17 protein-coding genes and 1 pseudogene are annotated in these 22492 nt (G+C 47.2%); 2 read left to right on the forward strand and 16 right to left on the reverse strand.

The genetic code is table 11. The features are described 5' to 3' along the window. Nucleotides 1-4: 4 nt before the first annotated feature. Nucleotides 5-1255, reverse strand: coding sequence for an aconitase/3-isopropylmalate dehydratase large subunit family protein (locus tag ACESON_RS09540; protein WP_373109497.1), 1251 nt, complete (start codon nucleotides 1253-1255; stop codon nucleotides 5-7). Nucleotides 1256-1258: 3 nt separating this feature from the next. Beyond that, a complete protein-coding gene (gene leuD, locus ACESON_RS09545; RefSeq protein ID WP_373109499.1) occupies nucleotides 1259-1741 on the reverse strand; it encodes a 3-isopropylmalate dehydratase small subunit in 483 nt (160 codons plus the stop codon). A 142-nt stretch (nucleotides 1742-1883) separates the two neighbouring features. Here leuD and ACESON_RS09550 point away from each other — a divergent pair, with 142 nt between their 5' ends. After that, nucleotides 1884-2777 (forward strand): LysR substrate-binding domain-containing protein, encoded by an 894-nt coding sequence (locus ACESON_RS09550; protein WP_177959255.1) that lies wholly within the window; start codon nucleotides 1884-1886, stop codon nucleotides 2775-2777. A 107-nt stretch (nucleotides 2778-2884) separates the two neighbouring features. Here ACESON_RS09550 and ilvC read toward each other — a convergent pair whose 3' ends face one another. The 8 genes from ilvC to ACESON_RS09590 all read right to left on the reverse strand — a co-directional run bounded on the left by ilvC (nucleotide 2885) and on the right by ACESON_RS09590 (nucleotide 9241). Next, complete coding sequence (ilvC, locus tag ACESON_RS09555) at nucleotides 2885-3940, reverse strand: ketol-acid reductoisomerase (RefSeq protein WP_373109607.1); 1056 nt, start codon at nucleotides 3938-3940, stop codon at nucleotides 2885-2887. 13 nt (nucleotides 3941-3953) lie between these two features. Continuing rightward, nucleotides 3954-4454 carry an acetolactate synthase small subunit gene (gene ilvN / locus ACESON_RS09560; protein WP_177959253.1) on the reverse strand — a complete coding sequence of 167 codons (501 nt, stop codon included), beginning with the start codon at nucleotides 4452-4454 and terminating at the stop codon, nucleotides 3954-3956. Nucleotides 4455-4546: 92 nt separating this feature from the next. Beyond that, a complete protein-coding gene (locus tag ACESON_RS09565) occupies nucleotides 4547-5566 on the reverse strand; it encodes an alpha-hydroxy-acid oxidizing protein (RefSeq protein ID WP_373109501.1) in 1020 nt (339 codons plus the stop codon). Between the two features lie 31 nt (nucleotides 5567-5597). After that, complete coding sequence (locus tag ACESON_RS09570; RefSeq protein WP_177959251.1) at nucleotides 5598-6353, reverse strand: ZIP family metal transporter; 756 nt, start codon at nucleotides 6351-6353, stop codon at nucleotides 5598-5600. A 125-nt stretch (nucleotides 6354-6478) separates the two neighbouring features. Next, complete coding sequence (locus tag ACESON_RS09575; RefSeq protein WP_177959250.1) at nucleotides 6479-6748, reverse strand: acylphosphatase; 270 nt, start codon at nucleotides 6746-6748, stop codon at nucleotides 6479-6481. Further along, nucleotides 6745-8118, reverse strand: coding sequence for an MATE family efflux transporter (locus tag ACESON_RS09580; RefSeq protein ID WP_373109504.1), 1374 nt, complete (start codon nucleotides 8116-8118; stop codon nucleotides 6745-6747). The genes ACESON_RS09575 and ACESON_RS09580 overlap by 4 nt, the downstream gene beginning before the upstream one ends. Further along, nucleotides 8102-8896, reverse strand: a complete 795-nt coding sequence (locus tag ACESON_RS09585; RefSeq protein WP_373109506.1) for an EFR1 family ferrodoxin — start codon at nucleotides 8894-8896, stop codon at nucleotides 8102-8104. The genes ACESON_RS09580 and ACESON_RS09585 overlap by 17 nt, the downstream gene beginning before the upstream one ends. A 27-nt stretch (nucleotides 8897-8923) precedes the next feature. Further along, nucleotides 8924-9241, reverse strand: coding sequence for a hypothetical protein (locus ACESON_RS09590; RefSeq protein ID WP_177959247.1), 318 nt, complete (start codon nucleotides 9239-9241; stop codon nucleotides 8924-8926). A 287-nt stretch (nucleotides 9242-9528) separates the two neighbouring features. Here ACESON_RS09590 and ACESON_RS09595 point away from each other — a divergent pair. Next, nucleotides 9529-9813: pseudogene (locus ACESON_RS09595) on the forward strand (FAD-dependent oxidoreductase); the annotation flags it as partial. Nucleotides 9814-9908: 95 nt separating this feature from the next. Here the strand turns inward: ACESON_RS09595 and ACESON_RS09600 are convergent. The 6 genes from ACESON_RS09600 to ACESON_RS09625 all read right to left on the reverse strand — a co-directional run bounded on the left by ACESON_RS09600 (nucleotide 9909) and on the right by ACESON_RS09625 (nucleotide 22413). Further along, nucleotides 9909-16736, reverse strand: a complete 6828-nt coding sequence (locus ACESON_RS09600; protein ID WP_373109508.1) for a LamG-like jellyroll fold domain-containing protein — start codon at nucleotides 16734-16736, stop codon at nucleotides 9909-9911. Between the two features lie 241 nt (nucleotides 16737-16977). Continuing rightward, nucleotides 16978-18405: a helix-turn-helix transcriptional regulator gene (locus tag ACESON_RS09605; protein ID WP_373109510.1), complete on the reverse strand. Its 1428-nt coding sequence runs from the start codon at nucleotides 18403-18405 to the stop codon at nucleotides 16978-16980. A 92-nt stretch (nucleotides 18406-18497) separates the two neighbouring features. Continuing rightward, nucleotides 18498-19799 carry a TRAP transporter large permease subunit gene (locus ACESON_RS09610; RefSeq protein WP_177959244.1) on the reverse strand — a complete coding sequence of 434 codons (1302 nt, stop codon included), beginning with the start codon at nucleotides 19797-19799 and terminating at the stop codon, nucleotides 18498-18500. A gap of 3 nt (nucleotides 19800-19802) precedes the next feature. Next, entirely contained in the window at nucleotides 19803-20321 is a 519-nt protein-coding gene (locus tag ACESON_RS09615; RefSeq protein WP_177959243.1) for a TRAP transporter small permease subunit, read from the reverse strand. Nucleotides 20322-20330: 9 nt separating this feature from the next. Beyond that, nucleotides 20331-21356: a DctP family TRAP transporter solute-binding subunit gene (locus ACESON_RS09620; protein WP_177959242.1), complete on the reverse strand. Its 1026-nt coding sequence runs from the start codon at nucleotides 21354-21356 to the stop codon at nucleotides 20331-20333. A gap of 169 nt (nucleotides 21357-21525) precedes the next feature. Beyond that, complete coding sequence (locus ACESON_RS09625; RefSeq protein ID WP_373109513.1) at nucleotides 21526-22413, reverse strand: LysR family transcriptional regulator; 888 nt, start codon at nucleotides 22411-22413, stop codon at nucleotides 21526-21528. Nucleotides 22414-22492 lie beyond the last annotated feature (79 nt).

Here is a 22492-nt window from a genome sequence, read left to right on the forward strand (position 1 = left end):
TCTTCTACAGCATATCTGCTGTGCAGATCTCACCCTTCACCGCAGACGCAGTCACTGTAGCCGCTGATCCCAGATATACCTTCGAGCTGGGATGTCCTGCCCGTCCTTTGAAATTCCTTGTTCCTGTGCTGATCAAAACCTCATTTTCTCCAATGACACCCTGACAGCTGCCCCAGCAGACACTGCAGTTGGGATTCATGACAATAGCTCCGCTTTCCATGAAAACAGAAATCAGGCCTTCCTCCAGTGCCTGCAGATATACCTCCTGGCTGGCCGGAACCACCAGAAAACGTACATGATCCGCTACTCTTCTTCCCTTTAAGAGAGAAGCGCCTACCCGGAGATCATCAATTCTTCCGTTATTGCAGGAGCCTAAAAATGCCTCATCAATCCGGATCCCGCATACCTCTTTTGCCGGTACCACATCATCCACAAAATCAGGTCGTGCAGCCACAGGCTCAATCTGAGACAAATCAAAGGTATATTCCCGTACATAAACTGCATCTTCATCACTGTGAAAAACAGCCTTCGGCTCCCGTCCTCTTTCTCGAAGATATTCCATAGCAATCTCATCTGCCTCAAAAATGGCAGTCTTTGCGCCTGCCTCTACCGCCAAATTGCAGAGCACCATTCTGTCATTGACGCTTAATGTCTTTGCCCCGTCTCCCGTAAACTCCATTACCTGATAATTCACCCCATTGGCTCCAATCTTACCGATAATGGTCAGCATCAAATCTCTGGGATACACGCCCTCTGGAAGCTTTCCGATCAGATTAAATTTCACTGTTTCCGGAACCAGAACCCAGGAGGTCCCTGTTACCATACCGTAAAGAAGATCTGTACATCCCACTCCCGTTCCAAAAGCGCCCAGAGCACCGTAGGTGCAGGTGTGGCTGTCCGCTCCGAAAATCAGCTCTCCAGGACAGACATAATTCTCCATCATAATCTGATGGCAAACGCCCTTTCCCTCCCAGAAATCAATTCCATGCTCTCTTGCAAAATCCCGCATTTTCTTCTGGGATGCTGCTGTTTTGGGACTGTCAGAGGGTACGTTGTGATCCACAATAAATACCATTTTGCCAGGATCCGCAATCCGGGGATTTTTTAATTTACTGTGGTACATGTCCACAGTCAGATGCGTCGTTCCATCATTGCTCATCATCCGATCCAGCCTTACTGTATGAATGTCCCCTGCCCGAACCTGATCTACTCCGGCTGCCCGGGCTATTATCTTCTCTGCAATTGTCATTCCCATGGCCTATGCCTCCTCCTTATTCAGTGATGCAATCAGTCCGCCCTGATTTAAAATCTGCTGCATATAAGGCGGCAGCTTGGTACAGGCATAGCTGACGCCATTTGCCTTTGCTGTGCCGTCAGTCATAGAAAGTTCCATTTCATCTCCTGTTTTTACCGCGTCCGGGAGCTCCTTGCACACAATTACAGGAAGTCCAATATTAATGGCATTCCGGTAAAAAATCCGGGCAAAGGACTTGGCCACAACGGCCTTTACCCCAAGAGCCTTTAACACACTGGGAGCCTGCTCTCTGGAAGAGCCGCAGCCAAAATTTTCTCCGCCCACTACGTAATCGCCGGGTTTCACCTTTTTGGGAAAATCCGGATCCAGAGATTCAAATGTATGCTCCTTCATCTCATCAATGCTGGGAAGCAAAAGGTACTGAGATGCAATAATCTGATCGGTATCCAGGTCGTTGTGAAACTTAAAAATTTTACCTGATGACATAGTTCCCTCCTGTTTTCTGCCCTGATCAAGAAACCGGCAGACAAATTTTTTCACGAATTGATTGTATTATATCATTTCCATTGTTATAATGACAATAGATAATACTCATATATATTATAACAGGAGGTTATACAGACATTTTATGGACCAGAATCTATCCCAGTACCGTATTTTTTATGCCGTAGCCATAGCCGGAAATATTTCCAGGGCTGCCAAGGAGCTTTACATCAGCCAGCCGGCTATCAGCAAATCTATCAGCAAACTGGAAGACAGCCTGCATACCTCTCTTTTCACCCGCAATTCCCGGGGCGTGCAGCTGACAGAAGAAGGGCAGGTGCTGTTTGAGCATACCAGAGCTGCCTTCGAGCAGCTTTCCATCGGCGAGCAGGAGCTCAAGCGCATTCGGGAATTTAACCTCGGCCATATCCATATTGGTGTCAGCAATACCCTGTGCCGATTTATTATGGTCAATTACCTCAAGGGCTTTATCGAACAATATCCCCATATCAAAATCACCATCGAAAACCAGTCCTCCGCCCATACTCTTTCCAAGCTGGAGCAGCAGAGAATTGATCTGGGGCTGGTGGCGGAACCAAAGCCTCAGAAAAACATTGTATTTATCCCGATTACTCAGATTGAAGATATTTTCGCCGCAACTCCTTCCTATCTGGAAAATCTACGCCTCAGGGAAGGCGGAGATTCCAACATATTCCAATCCGGAAATATTATGCTGCTGGATAAAAATAATGTTACCAGGAATTATATTGACGAATATATGTCCCTCCACCAGATTACAGTCAATAACTATCTGGAAGTAACAACTATGGATCTGCTGATTGAGTTTGCAAGAATTGGTCTTGGAATCGGATGCGTTATCAAAGAATTTGTTAAAGAAGATCTGGAGCAGGGAAAGCTCATTCAGCTTCCCCTGGAGCCTCCCATCCGCAAACGAACGGTTGGCTTTGTATACCACAGCGGCCGCACCACACGGGCTCTGGAAACCTTTCTGGATTACTGCAGGGAAACGCATCTGTAACTCTTTGTAACAGTTCAGTTGCAATTTTTATCTGCGGATTCACAAAATCGCTGTACAGCTTCACACTGCACAGCGATTTTCCATTTTTTATAAGCGTTTTTACAGTTTTAGTTGTTGATCAGCTTTCCGCTCTCGTCGTTCCAGCTGTACAGCTTTCTGATCTCCTCGCCCACCTTCTCAGACGGATGCTCGGAAGCCAGCTTTCTCATAGCCTTGAAGTGAACCTGACGTCCAGCCGGGCTCATATCCAGCAGGAATTCCTTTGCAAAGGTACCGTCCTGAATATCAGTCAGAATCTTCTTCATAGCCTTCTTGGTATCTTCCGTAATGATCTTCGGTCCGGTAATATAATCGCCGTACTCTGCAGTATTGGAAATGGAATACCGCATACCTGCAAATCCAGACTGATAAATCAGATCTACAATCAGCTTCATCTCATGGATACACTCAAAATAAGCATTTCTCGGATCATAACCTGCCTCAACCAGAGTCTCGAAGCCTGCCTGCATCAGAGCACATACGCCGCCGCACAGAACAGCCTGCTCACCAAACAGATCCGTCTCGGTCTCAGTACGGAAAGTAGTCTCCAGAAGACCAGCTCTTGCACCGCCGATAGCCAGACCATAAGCCAGAGCCTTCTCCAGAGCCTTTCCTGTGTAATCCTGCTCTACTGCTACCAGACAGGGAGTTCCCTTGCCTTCCTGGTACTCGCTGCGAACTGTATGACCCGGAGCCTTCGGAGCAATCATAGTAACATCCACATATGCCGGCGGCTTAATGCAGCCGAAATGGATATTGAAACCATGAGCGAACATCAGCATATTGCCCTCTTCCAGATTCGGTTCAATGTCGTTCTTATACATATCAGCCTGCAGCTCATCGTTAATCAGGATCATAATAATATCTGCCTTTTTTGCAGCCTCTGCCGCAGTGTAAACCTGGAAGCCCTGATTTTCTGCTTTTGCCCAGGATTTGCTTCCTTCATAAAGACCGATAATGACATTGCATCCGGATTCCTTTAAGTTCAGGGCATGAGCATGTCCCTGGCTGCCGTATCCGATAATCGCAATTGTCTTGCCATCCAGTAAGGATAAGTTACAGTCTTCCTGATAATAAATTTTTGCCATTGTCATTTTCCTCCTCTGAGTTCCTGTTTTGTAGATTTTTCGAAGCTGCCTACGGCAGATACCTGATATCGTCAGAGCCGCGGGAAAGGCCGGTCAGGCCGGTTCTTGCAAGCTCCAGAATCTCGTAATCCTCCAGCAGGTTAATAAGGGCATCCAATTTTGACTGGTCCCCGGTCAGCATGACGGTCAGGGAATCCTTGCCCACATCCACAATCGTGGCGCGGAAAATATCGGAAATAGCGCTGACAGCCTGCCTCTGGCTGGCATTTGCGCGAACCTTTACCATAATCAGTTCCCGATATACGGAATGTCCCGGCTTCAGCTCCTTGATATCCCGAACGTCCTCCAGTTTGCGAAGCTGCTTCTCAATCTGCTCCAGAATATTCTGATCTCCGTAGGAAACCACCGTCATTCTGGAATACCGCTCATCTGCAGTCACACCAACTGTAAGGCTGTCGATGTTATAGCCGCGCCGGCTGAACAGCCCCGCAACACGGCTCAATACGCCGGATGTGTTGTCTACCAGCAGTGATAATACAATTCTATCCATGGCTTTCACCCTTTCTATCAAGTACAATCAATCATAACAATGAGAATATTATTTGTCAACTATATATAGGTAATGTTTACTATTACTTCAGGTTATGGTTTCCAGATCATATCCCGGCTGATTTCCTCCAGCGAAGAGGCCCCGCACATAGCCATCGTATCCTTCAGCTCTGCACCCAAACGATCAATCAGCTCTCTGGCTCCTTCCTCTGCACCGCCGTACACTGCTGTCACAAAGGGGCGGCAGATCAGTACTCCGTCTGCTCCCAGAGCAAGCGCCTTGAAAATATCCACTCCACTGCGGATTCCTCCGTCTACAAGAACCGTCATGGAATCTCCTACTGCCTCTGCAATATCCTCCAGCACCTCTGCTGTAGCCGGACACTGATCCAGAACACGTCCGCCGTGGTTTGATACTACAATCGCAGAAGCCCCTGCCTCTTTTGCCTTCAAAGCTCCCTTCACGGTCATAACTCCTTTTACAATAAAAGGAACTCCTGCATCCTGGATAATTTCAGCCAGCTCTGCCACAGTCTTGCTTCCTGCCGGCGGTGTCATATTCTTCAAAAACGGCAGTCCTGCAGCGTCAATGTCCATCGCTGCCGCAAAGGCTCCTGACTGGCGAACCAGCTCCATCTTCTCCCTTATGGTTTCCCGGTTCCAGGGCTTGATAACAGGAACTCCCATCCCGTCTGCCGCTCCCACCGCCGCTGCCGCTGCCTCCATCACCTTCGGATCCGTTCCATCGCCGGTAAACGCCGCGATGCCGGCTGATGCGCAGGCTCTCACCAGCACATCATTGTATGTGGCATCGTTATACTTTTCTCCATAATGAAGATTGACAGCGCCCACGGGCCCTGCAAAAAATGGATAGGCAAAGGTACGGCCAAACATCTGAAACCGGGTATCAGCCGGACGGTTTTCACAGATGGTATCCATCTGCACCCGGATTTCCTTCCATTTATCGTAATTCCGGATAGCCGTATCACCTGCACCCTTTGCCCCCGGTCCCGGTATCTGGTTTCTGCAGGCTCTTCCGTCACAGACTGCGCACCCCTTACAGTATTTTCCCAGGCAGGCTCTCGCCTGCTCCAGCACTTCTTTTTGTGTCATAAGCTCCTCCTTTGTCTTTTTTCTATCTATTTTATCCAAGCGCTACATCCAGCGTCATCATAATCATAAATCCCAAAGCAAATCCCAGGGTTCCTTTATCCGAATGATCTCCCTCTGAGGATTCTGGAATCAGCTCCTCTACCACCACATACAGCATAGCACCTGCTGCAAATGCCAGGGTGTAGGGAAGAATGGGAGACATAATTTTAGCCAGAGCAATCGTAATAACTGCGCCAATAGGCTCTACAATACCAGATAAGGCTCCCATAAGAAAGGCTCTTTTTCTCCCCATTCCGCCGCTTCGCAGGGGAAGAGAAATAATCGCGCCCTCAGGAAAATTCTGAATGGCAATTCCCACAGCCAAAGCAAAAGCTCCTGCTGCAGAAATAGAAGCATCTCCTGCCACCAATCCTGCAAATACCACACCAACTGCCATACCCTCAGGAATATTGTGGAGAGTGACTGCCAACACCAGCATGGTTGTTCTTGCCAGGCCGCTTTTCGGTCCCTCTGGATCCTGGCTTCCATAGTGAAGATGGGGAATCATTTTATCCATCAGAAGTAAAAATATCATTCCCACCGCCAGACCGGCTACAGCTGGAATAAAGGCAAAATGCCCCAGATGAGCAGACATATCTATAGCCGGAATCAAAAGCGACCAGACCGAGGCTGCCACCATCACTCCGGAAGCAAATCCAAGAAGAATCTTGTGTACCGACAGCTTTATGGAATTCTTTACAAAAAACACACACGCCGCTCCCAGGGCCGTACCCAGAAACGGAATCATCACACCTGAAACTATAATTTGAAACAGCTCCTTATTAATTGATTATCGCCCTCCTTCGTCTGGCAGGATTCACTCCTGCACTGTTATTCTATGCTGTTAATTTATAACAGTTCAGCCATATTGCGTTAATTTGCCATCTGGAATCCTCGCTCCTCTTTTAAAGGCCGCTCCTCTGTTTCCATATCTTCAATCTGAATATACGGCTGCTTGTGAAGAGCTGTCACCAAATCCCAGATCAGAGCCTCTTCTCCCTGGGCTTCCAGCTCCACCCGTCCATCCCATAGGTTCATTACCCAGCCTGTAAGCCCCAGACCTCTGGCCAGACGGGTTGCCTGATAGCGAAATCCCACACCCTGAACCCGGCCTGAAAAATAAAAATGCTTTCTTACTTTCAAGCAACCGTCTCCTTTCTTTCATGAGGATTGCCAACTACCCGCTTAAATACCAGACAAAACATCAGAACCGATACGACAGTTCCCAGAAAATCAGAGAGAGGTTCTGTATAAAAAACATTGGTAATTCCAGCAAAACGAGGAATCAGAAATACGCCCACAAGAAATACCGTTTTTCTCCACATGGAAAGCCCCATAGCCACACTGGAAATTCCCATACCCGTAAATCCGTCTACAATGGTATACTGGACTGCCAGGGGAATCACCCCAAGGGTATACACCCGGATTGCCCAGACGCTGAGACGGATGTATTCTTCATTCTGCGTAAACAGGCGGACAAAAATCTCCGGAACCAGCTGGGCAATAAGGAACATGATCGTTGTAAAGCACAGCGCCATTCCTCCAATCCATTTTTCTGCCCGCCAGATCCGATCCGGTCTTTTTGCCCCATAATTGTACCCGAGAATCGTCTGAGTTCCGCTGGTAATTCCTCCCAGAGGCATCGTTACAACCAGCATAAAGCTCTGCACAATCGTGGTACAGGTCAAAAGGGTATCTCCCTGCCCCGGGCCGCCCAGGCGCTGGATCACCGTATTCAGCGCAATAATCAGAACATTATCCATGGCAATGATAATAAAGGGCGTCATTCCAATCTGAATTACCCGCTTCATTACATTCCAGTCATAGCCCCGAAAGGTAATTTTAATCGGGATTCTGTCACTGAACAGAAAACGCAGGGCATAGGTGCAGGACGCCACCTGGGAAATCACAGTGGCAATGGCTGCCCCCTTTACCCCCATATCCAGGGCAAAAATAAATACCGGATCCAGGACAATATTGGTTACCGCTCCCAGAATCACTGACTTCATGCCGATTTTTGCAAATCCCTGACAGATAATAAACTGGTTCATGCCTGTCGTCATCAAAGCAAATACCGTACCCATCAGATAAATGGTAATATACTCCTTTGCATAGTCAAAGGTTCCCTCTCCTGCTCCAAATTTCCACAGAAGAGTTTCCCTCAGCGCCAGAGACGCCACGGTAAGCACTGCCGACAATACCGCCAGCATCAAAAAACAGTTGGCCAGAATCTGACTGGCTGCCCGTTCATTTTTCTCGCCAAGCCGGATACTCATAAGAGGAGCACCTCCAACGCCTACGAGAAAAGCAAAGGAAGAAACCAGGGTTACAATCGGACCGCAGACCCCGACTCCCGCCAGCGCCGCTTCCCCGATCTCCGGAATATTTCCAATATACATCCGGTCTACAATACTATAAAGAACACTGACAAACTGGGCAAGCATAGACGGAAATGCCAGCCGCCATACTAACCCCTTAATATCATCTGTGTCCAGATTATTTTCCAGCTTCATAGAAAAATTCCGGCTCCTTTCTTCCAGAGCATGCCTTTTTCAATTTCTGACGAATTGCCAGCTTCATCAGCGCCGATACCTTCCGGCTTCCAGACGGACACACATGGATACAGCGCATACAGGCAATACAGCCTGAGGTATCCACTACCCTGGGATCAGTCCTTGAAATCACCTGAACGGGACATTTTTTTACGCAAAGCCCGCAGTCTGTACAGGAGGATTCCACCTTAATCGGAATGGGCAAAGTTCCATAGGCCTTGTAGGGACGTTTTCCCGGAAGCTTCAAATCCTCTGTCTCATAGCTGGATTTTATGTCTGCCAGCTGCTTTGCCGCTCTGGCTCCAAACTGCCGGATCAGCTTCTGATCCTTCTCATCCGGTCTTCCCTCTGCATATACGCCTACAATATTGTGCTCTGCTACTGCTGCCGCTGCTGCAAACGGGCGGAAGCCCTGCTCCTTTAAAATATCAGAAAGCTCCAGAAGAGCATCCTCATAAGCTCTGTTTCCATATGTCACAACCAGCACTGCCGCTGTTCCGTGTCCATGGAGATTCCGAAAACGCTTCTGGGCCACATCCGGAACCCTTCCTCCATATACCGGAACACCTACAATAACGGCTTCGTCCTCCCGGAACCAGTAATCCGGCCTGTTTTTTACCGAATCTGTCAAATCCAGAGACTGACGACTCACTGGAAACTGCTCTGCAATCTCCTCTACCACGCCTTTCGTCCGCTCCGTAGGACTAAAATAAATACTGGTCATCTGTCTGTAATTCATATACCTCATCCTCCTAGTAAATCTCACTTAAAAATGCCCGGCCTCATGCTCCTCATTCAGCCAGTCTACTGCCGCCCAGAGTCCATTTACATCAAAGGAAAAATCCCTGCTGTGCTTTTTTTCCTCCGGCGTCACTTCAAAATTAAAAGGCTCCGGCCAGATAACAGCGCGGATAACCGTTTCCATCTCTGTCTCCTCTCCGCAGGCTTCTTCTCCGTTTTCTGGAGGCATCTGGTTTTTTGGGCGTTCTGCCTTCATCAACTGATAACGCATCCCCAGATAACTGCCTGTAAACCGGCTTTTTTTCAGAAACGGTATAGAAATATCACCGTGCAGATCAATCATACCCACCATCTTCTTTCCATCAGATTCTTCCTTTACTATAAGATTTTTAACTGACTTTGTCTATCTTATTTTTCCCTTTTTCCCCTTTTTGACTGTTTTTTCATAATATGTGTGTATTTTTCCTGTACTTTCTATAGTCTGAAAAAATCAGATATGATAGACTGTATTTATAAAAACTAGAGAGGAGTATTCATATGGCATTGCATGTTATGGACGAAGCAGGACGGATTCTTTTTGAAAATAACCCGCTGACTACTGTCTGCAGCCTTGTCTGCAACCATGAGAACCAATTTGAATACAATAAAGCCCCTGTGGAGATTACCGATGAGGGAGTGATTATTTCTATCAGCCAGGGACCCCAGAACCGGATCGTATCTACTACCACAGGTCTTGAAGCCAACAACCGTGGTCTTCTGGTTGCAGACGAAACAGGACACACTACCCGTCCTGGTATTTTTGCCTCCGGCGATGTGGTAAACGGCGCAAGAACCGTAGTCGAAGCCGTTGCCCACAGTAAGGTTGTGGCAGAATCCATGCATCAGTATATGCAGAGCCTGGTATCTGGTATCTGATTTCCTATGACATAAAGCAGGAACGCTGTTCCACAGATAGTAACTCATCTGTCTTACAGCGCTCCTGTTTTTTGAAAGGCAAGGCCTTCTATTTCTTATTTATTACTGTTCAGGCTTCCATCAGCTGCCATGCTGTACCATACCCCATTTACTGAAATTCTTCCAGTAAGCATATGGCCGTTTGCCGGATCCAGATAATACCATTTTCCGCCAATCATCTGCCAGCCGGTTGTCATAGCTGCAGTTGCATTATCAAAATAATACCACTTGCCATTTATCAGCTGCCAGCCAAGCTTCGCATCGCCGTTTACAGCATCCAGATAATACCAGATCTGATTCACATAAGCCCATCCCTGAACCATTTTTCCATTCTGATCAAAGAGATACCATTTTCCGTTTAACAGCGCCCACTCCTGCTTTGCCTGTGAACCGTCTGCTTTTATCAGTCTCCAGCTGCCGTCCGCTGCCTTCTGCCAGCTGCCTGCCCGCAGAACAGACGGAACACTTCCGTTTAACTGAGTAATTCCTGACGCAACTGCAGTCTGGCTGCCTGTGCCGCTATGTGAAGAGCCACCATCCGAATCATGGGACTGTCCCGGTTTATTCGGCTCAACCGGGTTCTCCGGCTCGTCCGGGTTCTCCGGTTTGTCTGGGTTCTCTGGCTCGACCGGCTTCTCCGGCTTCTTCAAGCCTTCCATAGCTGCTTTTAAGACCTCTGCAGCTTTGTCAGCTGCTTCATTGGATGCAGCCTCATCTGCCATAACAGCCTTTGCCTCTTTCAGAGCTTTTTCAAACACGATCCAGCTCTCTGCCGTATAATCCTCTTCTCTCAGTCTTTCTGCCTCTTCAATCTGAACAGCCAGACGATCTTTTCCAGTCTGTGCCTTCAAAGCCTCCCTTGCCTCTGTCAAAGCTGTCTTCGCCTCTTCAAAAGCTTCTTCTGCAGAAGCTGTGCCCAAAATCTCCTTCGCTGCATCAAGTGCCGCTTCAAATACTGCCCAGCTCTCCGCCGTATAATCGGCGCGGTTTAATTTTTCCAGCTCTGTTACCATGTAGGAAAGCTCCAGCTCTGCAGCGCTGCGGGTTCTGTTGTAAATTTCGATATTATCGAACGCGCCTGCAAAATATTTATCATTGCTGTAGAAGGACTTACCCAGATATACAACAGGATTCCTTCCCAAATCAGTGACAAGAATATCCTTATCAATGGTGCTTACCGGTACGCCGTCCATGTAAGTAATCAGCTGCTCCGGACTGAAAGCCAAATCCACATGTACCCATTTATTCAAGGTGTCCACCTGGGCAGTGGCTTTTTGTTCGCTTCCATAGCTTCCCTTGGTAATGGCTGTATATGTGTCATGCTCTCTGGTTCTCAGGAACATATAGCGATTGCTGTCCTGACCAATAGCGACCGTAAAGAAATTTCCATCTGCTGTTTCTGACTTCAAATCAAAACTCATAGTCATATTCTCACGGCCAGTTAAATTAACTGCATTGGGATCCAGCTGAATATAGGTGGTTCCGGCTGCATTCATGTGAAGCACCTCGCCCTGCTCCGGATCCTGCTGGTTTACAACAGTTCCCTTGGTAATCAGACCATTCCACTGATTGCTCTCATCGGAGACGAAAATCGGTTCCCACTCAGCCTGCTCATTTTCACCTACCGCTGCCACTGCCAGCCAGCTGATAACCGGAGACTGACTCTTCGTTTTAGCCACTGTATAGGTAACGGTTGCATCCTCTGGAAGAATAAAGGATACAGTTCCTGTTGCTCTTCCCCGCTCTCCGAAGCTGACTGCATCTCCCTGGATAGTCTTTTCTGTTCCGTCTGCCAGCGTGTAGGAAATGGTCTGGCTCATATCGCGTCCATATCCCCACCACTCAGTAAATCCGGCTGTCAGAGTGTAAATACCTGCATCCAGCGGAAGCTGATAGCGAATTGCTTCTTTATCATTATAAAGTCCCGTATCGGTCTTATCCATAGAATCCGTACCGTTCTTTACTGCGCAGGTATCGTTCCGCCCCCAGCTGCCTTCTTCATAAACCTTGTCGTTGGTTTCATTTTTCAGCTCCGGGAAGATTTCCTTGTATGCAGAATAAATGGTTTGATCTTCTGTTCCTGCATCAATGAAATATACCACATTCTCCGGCACAGCCTCCACAGGCACTGTTACCGTCAGATTTTTACCGCCCGTTACTGTTCCTACTGCTGCAATACTCTTATAATCGGTATCTGCCGCGCCGCTCAGCTTCCAGGTAATCTCAGCTGCCGGATTTTCTGTACCGTCCAGATTCTTTACCGGAACCGTAGCCGGAAGCTTACTTCCTGCCCCGTCAGACAAATCAGTTCCTGTCGGTATCGCCAGAATCTTCGGAATTCCTGCCGTAGAAGTAATCTCTACCGGAGCATCCTTTCTCAGAAGAGTATTCATCAGATCCTCATAATAATCAGTAATCTCCTGAACCGTCTCCTGATCTGCGCCATAGGAAAGAGGATCTGCCAGAAGCTTCTGAACAATTTCTGTAGTCCAGCGGCTTCCTGAATTCAGCGCTTCCTGATATGCATTCCAGGAATCTGTGTCATAATCCTCCTGCTTCAGTCCCTGATTTTTCTCCAGCACTGCCTGAAGTCCTGTCATGTCAACTGCTTCGCTTACCTGCTCACGGGCTGTCATGTAAGCCACAGAGTCCACATTCAGTGTTCCCTCTTCCAACTCTACAGTAACCATATGCTCGCCATTTTCTAATCCCCGAACCATGAGATAAGGCTGATGAGAGCTGGTTTTTACTGTAGCTGCATTCTCAGAAACAGCATTGCCGTCCACATAAACATTCACTTTAGCAGAACCATTATTTTCTCCAATCAGGGCAAAGCCTGTTCCTTCAAAGCTATAGCTTACGCTTGAGCCCTTTTGGCTGGAGGTGGAAAGACTTCTCTGGGAATACTGAGACCCTTTCTGGTTTACATGCTCCCAGCTTCCTTCATATGACAAAGCCTCTTCTCCTGCCTGTTCGCCATCCCACTGCTTCATATGCAGGTTGTCATGCACCATATCAAAATAAGGAATATATCCGGGTACGGTTTCCACCTTCAGGTTATCAAAACGTCCCTGTCCCCAGGACGCCCCGGGAAGTCCTACTCCCAGCATAATACGTCCCTCCAGCTGCGGCTGCGGATCCTTATAATTATGTACCTCCTGTCCGTCTACAAAAACAGTAATCGTATCTCCTGCAGCCTGAATTGCCACGTTGCAGGCGCTTACATCCTTTATCTGTACCTGTCCTCTTGCAATCTCGCTGCTGTATCTGCGCAGAATCCACTCACCAGTCTGATTAACCGCCACATTATAGGCAGACATGGAAACCTTGTTGTCTCCGCCGCCGGCAGAGCCTCTCTGACGCACACCCAGAAGCAGATACTCGCTGGTAGAGGTCAGATCAAAGTCCACACTGGCTTTGTAATTGGTCCACCGGTAATCGCCGATCGTCGTTGCCGGCTCGCCGCCATTCCAGGAGCCGCCGCCAGTCTGTCCCGCCATCTGCAAAACACCGTTTCCATTTTCATCCAGAACTGCCTCAAAGGTTCCGTTGGTATCCTGAGTGTAAAGCGGGTAGAATCCGTCTTCACCGCCGCGGCTTTCAATAAAGCTTTTATCGGATTCTACAATTTCACCATCCTCATAGGTCGTTACATTTCCCATGTCCTCGTAATCAAAATCATCCGCATACAGATAGGTATCCTCCAGATTCTGTGTCTTACCGGTTTCATCCGTATCCAGAACATATCTTCCCTTTTCAGAAGCAGCCGGGAGCTCCAGCTCCTCCTCCATATCTGCCATATCCAGAGTTGTCACTGTCACAATCGACCATGGCTTAACGGTTACATAGTAGCTTCCGCCCTCATTGGCTGTCAGAGTTTCCACCGGCTTTACATAATTTTCATTGTAAAGCTTTCCGTCCTCAGCCGCACGAGTCTCCCATACTGTCAGCTTGGCGTCTGCAGGCAGATTTTCAAGATTCTTCGGACTGATGGTAAATTCCTTTGTTTTAGCGCTGTCATTACAGATAATAACAGAAAAATCCTTTCCGTCCGGCGATGCCAGAGTCATATAATTATCTCCGCCGTTTCGTCCATTGACAGGGTTTGTTCCGCTGGCCTCACTCTTGCTGGCGCCGGGAATCGCTCTCCATACTACGTTTTCATCCGGGGTATCATACTCCCAGCCAGTCACGGCAAACTTACTGAAATGCTGCATAATACTTAAAGCGCCGTCATAGTTTACATAGCCGGACCAGGGGTCTCTGGCTGCCATAACGTCCTTATAGTTATACTGCATTCCCTCGTAGAAGGCTCCAAAGGTCGGCTGGTAAACAAAATGGGTTCTCCGGGAATTTGCAAAGCCCTTGATCATGGTATTTGCCATTTCCAGAGGACTTCCGTTTCCACCAATGCCGCTTCCTCCGCCCTCCATGTTATTGTTGGGACGATCTGCTGTAGAACCAAAGGTAGCCTGTGCCTCGCTGTTCCAGATCTCTTTGTCAAATTCCTCTGCCAGACGCTTAAAGCTGCCTGCGCTGTCATCATCTGTATTATAGTGGTATCCTACAATATCCACTGCGTCACGCAATTCTTCATCGGAAGTGAGCTGAGGACCGCAGGAGGCAATTCCTACCTCATCAGACATGATAATCTGAATCTCATGGAACAGCTCTTCCTCTCCATCACGGAAGCCGCTGACAGAAGCATCATCGCTTATCATTCCCTCTGTGTCATTCTCCACCCACTGATTAAACTGCTTGATCCATTTCGGATCATCCTTCTGTTCGTTAATTCCAGGGCTGATAATGTCAATCATGTATCCGTACTCACGGTAAGCTGCAATCGTGGTATTCTTCAGCCATTTATAAATATTGTTCCAGTCGCTTCCCACCCATCCCGGAGCGCACCAGTACAGCAGGCTGACCTTCACATTCGGGTTGATCTTCTTTGCATCTGCTGCCAGCTGAAAACCAGTTACACGGTTTACATTCGGATATTCGTCCTCATAACGCATAGTACAAGACTGAGAGCCGGTAGAAGTATTTTTGTCATTTCCCATCTCAATTTTAATGTGTTGCATAATGGGATGCTCTCCACCAAAAAGCACCTCCAGCATTTCCCAGTACTTTTCTGGATGCTGAGCCTTGTAGTCCAAAAGAAGCGCATTGGTGCTGTTGCAGTCTAAAACGCCAAAACCTTTAAAGGTCAGGCCATTCATATTTTCTGCTGCCTTTGCTATTTCTTCTCCATCAATCACAATGCGGGAGCCCTGAACCTTTAAGGCATTTTTTTCCTCTGCCCGCCTCTCGGTTTCCTCTTGTGCATCTGACGTATCAGCCAAGGTCTTGAACACGGTAATATTGTCATACTTTCCGGTTCTCATATAACCGGTTCCATAAGTAATCCCGTATCCTGCTTCCATAGATGCTGTGCTGCTAAGCTGAAAGCCTAATGCAAGCTCTTCCTCCAAAGCAGTCTCTCCGTCCACAACCAGCTGTACATATCCTTCACTGTCCTCTTCGTGGTAAAGCACTGCCACAGAATGCCATACATCTTCATCCAGCTCCATATTCAAAGGGTAATCTGTTTCCCCGCCGTTTGCCTTTACCCTTAAAACTGCCGTTCCATCATTCTTTTTCGGAATCAGCCGGATATGCGTTTCCTTGTTTCCAAGCAGAAATGCAGAGGTATTATCGTTAGCGGAAACATCCTTTGTGTTATTCTGAAATAGAAAATCCGTATACCAGGTAAATGTGCTTCTCTTCAGATACTGTGCCGGATTGGCAAGAACCACACCGCCATTAGAGGCGCTGTCGCCTCCGCTGATCCAGCCTTCCGTAACATTTGCCATTTTTCCGTCTTCATAATCAGCTCCCAGGGAAGCGCCGGTTCTGGCCCGAACTTTCCCAATATCCTCCAGCGCCAGACCTTCCCACTCCTCTTCCTCAGATTCCTCTACAGCAATCCAGCTGACTACAGAGCCCTGATTGGCAGTATTATTCAGTTCATAAGTAACATCCTGATCACTTTCCAGCGTAAATACGAATTCATTGACGCCGTTTCCGTTTAAGGTTCCGGCATCCAGAACCGTATCCCCATATTTGATGCTGATGCTCATGGGGCGGTTCATATTCCACCAGTCCTTATGACTAGATGTAATTTTATACGTTCCAGCCTCAAGAGGAAGAACGTAGGATACCGGGCTGTTAGCAGGATTAAATCCGTAAAATCCTGTATCGTTTTTATCGGATATCTCTGTGTCTGGCTTATCTCCGTCTTTCCCGGTATATCCCCAGTCCTTTCCATCCTCATACGCCTGGTCAGCTGCATCATTTTTCAAATCCGGAATCAAATCACGCACAGCCTCAAATGCTGGTGTGGATTCCCCGGCGCCACTGTCAATAAAATACACCAGATTATCCGGAACAACCTCTACCTTATATTCTTCTCCTTCTGCAGAGCTGATGGTCACAGTATCATAGGGATCCTTAAAATCCTTCCCTGTTACACCGTCCTCCCATTCTACGCCGTCCACCTCCGGTACCTGTCCGGGATACACAGCCAGATGCCTGTTCTCTTCTGCATTAGACCCTGTTGCCAGAGGCACTTCCTCCAGATTCAACTCCTCCTCCAGCTCTGCATCAGAGGGAGTCGCTTTTTCCAAATCATTCTCCAGCGGCTCATCATCTGTCCAGATATCCTCCTCCAGCTCCGCATCAGACGGAGTCGATACCTTCCCGGCTTTTTCATGACTGCTCTGTCCAGTCAGGGTTTTTCCGGCGGCTCCCGCATCCACAGCATACGCTGGCATTGCCGGCAATACGCTGGTAATCGTAACGCTGACGCCTAAGACAACACTAGTGATACGTTTTTTCTTCCACATACTTCCTCCTTCTCACACTTTAGTACAGCTGTTTTTCTTCAGCTTTTTATTTCTGTACTATTTGCTTCATTTTATCATGAGATTCTGCGTCTTATTTGCACATATTTACGAGGATTTTTTCACTAGTTTGTCTTTTATGAAAAATTTACACTGAAAAACCTATATTTTTTACTTATTTCATATATTTTTTTACACATTACAACAACTCTTCATATCGCATTTCATTTTCAATAGAAATTTTTTAATTTTCCTGTCTTTTTGTTTGTTTCTTCTTTTCAGAAACTTTTCTTCGATACTCAGATGGTGAACACTTCTGATACTTTTTAAATGTCCTGGAAAAATACCCTGGGCTGGAATAGCCCGTCATATCAGCTGCCATGGAAATTGGAATTGCAGTATTTTCCAGCAGGTTGCATGCTTCCTGAATCCGAACCTGATTCAAATATTCCGTAAACGTAACTCCGGCCTGCTTAAAAAAAGCGGATGAAAGATAATAATAATTATAGTTAAACAGCTCTGCTATACCAGTCAACGTCAGATCTTCGTAGTAATTCGTGTGGATATAATGAAGAATTTCCTCGATTCCTCCTTCCTCCTTTTTATGCAAAAGGCTGTCTGTCCAGCTTCTCCAAAGTTCCTGAAGCTCTGTAAATTTTGAAGCCTCTAAAATTTTCTTTTTTATGGTACCTGCCTCCCCAGCAGTTAATTCCGGTTTCTGAAACTGTAATAGCCGTAACGCCGCTTCCAATATATTTAACTTCAATAATTCACAATCCCATTGGCACTCGCCGGCCTGTTCCAAATACAGCTTCATCATCGCTGCAGCCTGTCTGAGAGAACCCTTTTCCAAAATTTTTGAAAATTGATCAACCGGAAAAGGAACGGGCTGCATAGAAAAAAATGATTTTCTCTGCTCTTCTTTCAGATCGATAACAGCAAAAGGCTCTGATTGATAGAATACTCGCCGTTCTGCTTCTTTCTCAAATAAATATGGAAAAACCTCCGCTTCCTCTTCTTCTGAAAAGGGAAGGGAATAAAATAAAAGCCGGGACATTTCTCTCCCAACAGCATGATTTAACCATTTTTGAAATTCTTGTGCCAACATCCACCGATATTTTCCTTCTGCCAGATAGAAGGAGATTTCTTTTTTCGATCCCAAATATTTCAGACTTCCGCCCTTGCCGTTCCAAGGCTGTTCCTCCTGTGAAGGCTTCTTTAAAGTCTGATGAGCCGTATCCTCCCCCAATGTTTCCACTGCAAGCAAAACCTGACAAAGCTTTTCCTCCTTCTCTCCCCTGCTTCGCTTCTGGAGACAGGTCTTTAAAGCTTCCGTCAGCTTCTCCCGGGTAAAATCTTCCCTTAATATCTGAACTGCCGGATTCCCTGACAGATTCCAGCTGCAGGAAGCTGACTGCAGGCAGATAAAAATAAGACCTGAATTCTCCTCTGTCAGTTTCTGGCAAAAATATGTATTTTGAACCGCACACATCTCCTGGTCTGCCAGCACCAGCTCCGGCTTCAACCGCCTGATATCCTCTATGCACGTCTTCAGATCTGTTCCTGCGCCAACCACCTCACCTCTGACAGCAGTCAAGGAGGACAGCATCGCCTCTATGGCACAGACAGTAATCCTGCTTTGAACTGCCAGATAAATACTTACTTTTTTCATGATACATTGATACTTCCTTTTTCTTTTTCCTGAATAAAGGCCGCTTTCACTGCCTCTAAAAGTTCTCAGTGAAAGCGGCCTTGCAATTACGCTTATACCAGCCCGGCAGCTGCAGGCAATGCCAGGCTTACTGCAGGTACATAAGTCACCAGCAGCAGACCTATCAAAATTGCAACGTAGTACATCAGCATATACGGCATTACTCTCGCCAACGTGGTATTTCCTATCTTAATTGATACAAACAGGGTATTGCCCACAGGAGGAGTAATGTTTCCAATACACAGGTTGTAAACCAGAATCAGACCAAACTGAATGGGATCCATGCCAAAGGTCTTTACGATAGGAAGGAACAAGGGCGTAAAAATCAGAATCGCCGGAGTTACATCCATAAAAGTACCTGCAATCAGCAGAATCACATTCATAATCAGGAGAATGATGATCGGGTTGTTGGTCAGGCCAAGCAGCGCTGCGGAAATCGCCTGAGGAATCTGGGTAAATGCCATAACCCATCCCATAATATTGGATACACCAATCAGGAACACGATCATACCGCTCATTTTTGCACTGTCAACTACAATTTTCCAGAAGGATTTCCAGGTAATATTCCGGTAAAAAATACCAAGAATCAGAGCATATACCACTGCAATAGCGGAGCCCTCTGTAGCTGTAAACACACCGGCAATGATTCCGCCGATTACCACTACAATCAGAGACAGAGCCGGTATCGCCCGCATGGTTGCTGTAAACAGATTCTTCCAGTCAAATTTTCCTGGTGTTCCCTGATAGCCCTTTTTCTTTGCTATAATGACTGCAACCACAATACAGCATACCGTCCAGAGAAGTCCCGGTATGTAACCGGCCAGGAACAGGGCTGCTACCGAGGTTCCTCCGGAAACCAGAGAATAGGTAATCAGCGCATTAGAGGGAGGAATCAAAAGTCCCGACGGCGCTGACGCTCCGTTGGTTGCGGCACATACCGCCTTGTCATACCCCTGCTCATCCTCACCTTCGCGAACCATGCTTCCTACTGCTGCCGCTGCTGCAGAGGCAGAACCGGAAATGGCTCCGAACAGAGCATTGGCACCTACGTTGGTTACTAACAGGGCGCCGGGAAGCTTTCCCAGAAGCGCAAGGACAAAATCAACCAGACGCTTGGCAATACCGCCTTGATTCATAAGATTTCCTGCCAGAATGAAAAACGGAATTGCCGTAAGGCTGAACTTGCTCATTCCCACAAAGGTTCTCTGTGCACCTGTCAGGACAGACACATCCATCGGAACAATCTGGAGAATCGCTGCCAGGGATGAAATACCGATTGCATAGGAAATCGGAACTCCGATGACCAACAGCGCAATCAAAACAGTCAGAATAATTACCAAAGATTGTATTGCCACAGACTACGCCTCCTTTCCCTTCTTCTCGCCGCTTTCCTCCTGATGATGGAGATCAATGGTGCCGTTTACAATTTCCACAATATTGATCACCGTGTAAATAATATTCAGTACGCCGCTCAGGGGAAGTACAATATAAAACACGCCGACAGGAACACCCAGAGAAGAAGTCATCTGTCCCATAGCAAGGCTGGTAATCTGAACACCGCCGAAAACCAGAATGACCATGGCAAACAGACAGCCGATTACCTCTGCAAAGATAGCAAAAAACTTTCGTCCGCCCTCTCCCATCCGATCCACTAAAATAGGAATATTCATGTGCCCCCGTTCTCCCACTACGATAGATGCGCCCAGAAGAGCCATCCATCCAAACAGGTAAGAAACCATCTCCTCAGACCAGGAGGATGGATTTTTCAGAATATAGCGGGTAAATACCTGCCAGCAGGTCAGGGCTACCATTGCCAGGAAGCTGACTCCTGCCAGCACATTTAAAATACGATCTAATATTTTTCTCAGTTGACTCATGGCTCCCTCCTATTCTGCCTCAGACGGATATTTTTCATTATAAACCTGAATTGCGTCATAGATTGGCTGCAGAGACGGGTTTTTCTGAAGCACAGACTGGTGAAGCGGAGAGCAGGCTTCCACAAAAGGTGCCTGATCCGGATAAATAAACTCCACATGCTGCTCATTTGCCGCCTTGTTCTTTGCCGCGTCTACAGCCTTTACCCATTCTTCCCGCTCCACCTGATTTACCAGAAGATAGCCTTCCTCAAATACTGCCCGCTCTTCTTCTGTCAGGCCTTCAATAAAGGCGTTATTGCCAATCAGAATATCCGGCACCATCTGATGCATATCATACGAATAATACTTACATACATCTCCGTGTCCGTTGTCAGTCAGCGCCATTTCATTATTCTCTGCGCCGTCAATGATATTGGACTGAAGGGCCGTGTATACGTCTCCAAATCCCATAGGCGTAGCAGAGCCTCCTAAAAGACGCATCATCTCAATATTGGTTGGAGACTGCTGTACTCTGATTTTCAACCCTTTTAAATCAGCCGGACTGTGGATAGGCTTGTTCACAGTATAAAAGTTTCTGGTTCCGGCATCCAGCCAAGTCACTGCCGTAAATCCAGCCTTCTGGGTGGATTTAAAAATCGGATCCGTAACCTGAGGATCATCCATAACATGGTGATAGGCCTCCGCACTGGCAAACAGATAGGGAAGATTAAAAATTTCATAGTTTTTACTGAAGGTTTCCAAAATGGCATTGCTGGCAACGCAGAAGTCAATGGCGCCGGTCTGAGTCAGCTGCACCATATCGGTCTGAGAGCCTAAAAGCTCACTGGGATACACCTCTACTACATATTTGTCTCCCAGCTTTTCATTCACAAAGGTCTGAAAAGCAGTCAGGGCAATATGAGTCGGGTGATTGGTGGACTGGTTGTGTCCGATTCTGACAATCCGTTTCTGCTCATCTCCGGCACAGCCTGTCAGCAGGCTTCCCGCAAGCGCCGCTGCGCAGAAAACAGCCGTCACTTTTTTAAACCCTTTCATAAATAGAAATCCCTCCTTTTCCTGAAAGTAACTGCATCCCATCTGTTAAAATGAGATAGCTTAATCATATCCGCTGACTCGGTTATTGTCAATTATTTTGTTGTGATCCCATAATATTTTTGATTAATTGTGTTACAAAATTGTTAATTTTAGATAGAAATTTACTTTTTCACCTTTTTTCCGTCCTATGCAAATATTCCATAACCGCCTGCATTTCCGGTGAAACCCATTTTTCCCGGTGATAAAGCATCTGCTTCCAAATACACACAGAAATCTCCGGTACCGAAAAACGAATCATCCGTCCAGCCCTGACAGACGCCTCTGTTACAAAATCCGGCAGAAAGGAAATTCCCATTCCAGCCTCTACCATACTGCAAATCAGGCTGGTATCCCCGATTTCCAGGTAAGGCAGCAGCTCCAGAGAATGGCTTGCCAGATATTCATCCAAAAGCTTCCGGTAGCTGACATTCTTTTCTGTCAGAATCGCCGGACAGGAAATCAGCTTTTCTGCTGAAACTTGTTTTCTGGCAGCCAGAGGACTCTCTGATGATGCTACAAAGTGAACCGACACCTCTTCTTCCGATGCAGTTATATAGTTTCTGTCATAAATATGAGTGTCCAGAGTATACACCAGATCCACTTCGTTCTGATTCAGCATCCGAAACATTTCCTCCGTTGTTCCTGTCGTCACTGTCAGAGAAATGTCCGGATACCGCCGGCGAAAGCTTGTAAAATCGCGACAGAACAGCTGCGTGCATAGGGAAGCCGCCATGGCAGCCCTTATTGTTCCCTTCAGACATCTGCTCTCCCCCGCAGCCCGTTTCATATCTTCCGCTGCCTGCAGCATCTCATGAGCCAGCCTCTGAACGCTGCGGCCCTTTGCCGTCAGCTTGACTGTATGGTGAATCCGCTCAAACAAAGGCACCCCCAATTCCTCCTCCAACTGCCTGATTTGAAAGGATACGGTGGACTGCGTGTACCCCAGCCGTTTTGCGGCTTTCGTAAAGCTTCCCAATTCTGCCACCTGAATAAAGCTTTCCAGATTTTTCAGTTCCATATTCATTCCCACCTTTTTTATTAATCGAAATTTTCAATAGCAACCAGTCATATAATCAATTTTACAAATATCCCTGTTT

The sequence above is a fragment of the Lachnoclostridium sp. Marseille-P6806 genome (assembly GCF_964238185.1).
GTDB lineage: Bacteria > Bacillota > Clostridia > Lachnospirales > Lachnospiraceae > Brotaphodocola.

Bases quoted from the DNA above. Each gene is read 5' to 3' on its own strand.
- ACESON_RS09540 (WP_373109497.1), bottom strand. From the start codon at position 1,255: ATGGGAATGACAATTGCAGAGAAGATAATAGCCCGGGCAGCCGGAGTA.
- leuD (WP_373109499.1), bottom strand. From the start codon at position 1,741: ATGTCATCAGGTAAAATTTTTAAGTTTCACAACGACCTGGATACCGAT.
- ACESON_RS09550 (WP_177959255.1), top strand. From the start codon at position 1,884: ATGGACCAGAATCTATCCCAGTACCGTATTTTTTATGCCGTAGCCATA.
- ilvN (WP_177959253.1), bottom strand. From the start codon at position 4,454: ATGGATAGAATTGTATTATCACTGCTGGTAGACAACACATCCGGCGTA.
- ACESON_RS09565 (WP_373109501.1), bottom strand. From the start codon at position 5,566: ATGACACAAAAAGAAGTGCTGGAGCAGGCGAGAGCCTGCCTGGGAAAA.
- ACESON_RS09570 (WP_177959251.1), bottom strand. From the start codon at position 6,353: ATGATTCCGTTTCTGGGTACGGCCCTGGGAGCGGCGTGTGTGTTTTTT.
- ACESON_RS09580 (WP_373109504.1), bottom strand. From the start codon at position 8,118: ATGAAGCTGGAAAATAATCTGGACACAGATGATATTAAGGGGTTAGTA.
- ACESON_RS09585 (WP_373109506.1), bottom strand. From the start codon at position 8,896: ATGAATTACAGACAGATGACCAGTATTTATTTTAGTCCTACGGAGCGG.
- ACESON_RS09590 (WP_177959247.1), bottom strand. From the start codon at position 9,241: ATGATTGATCTGCACGGTGATATTTCTATACCGTTTCTGAAAAAAAGC.
- ACESON_RS09600 (WP_373109508.1), bottom strand. From the start codon at position 16,736: ATGTGGAAGAAAAAACGTATCACTAGTGTTGTCTTAGGCGTCAGCGTT.
- ACESON_RS09605 (WP_373109510.1), bottom strand. From the start codon at position 18,405: ATGAAAAAAGTAAGTATTTATCTGGCAGTTCAAAGCAGGATTACTGTC.
- ACESON_RS09615 (WP_177959243.1), bottom strand. From the start codon at position 20,321: ATGAGTCAACTGAGAAAAATATTAGATCGTATTTTAAATGTGCTGGCA.
- ACESON_RS09620 (WP_177959242.1), bottom strand. From the start codon at position 21,356: ATGAAAGGGTTTAAAAAAGTGACGGCTGTTTTCTGCGCAGCGGCGCTT.
- ACESON_RS09625 (WP_373109513.1), bottom strand. From the start codon at position 22,413: ATGGAACTGAAAAATCTGGAAAGCTTTATTCAGGTGGCAGAATTGGGA.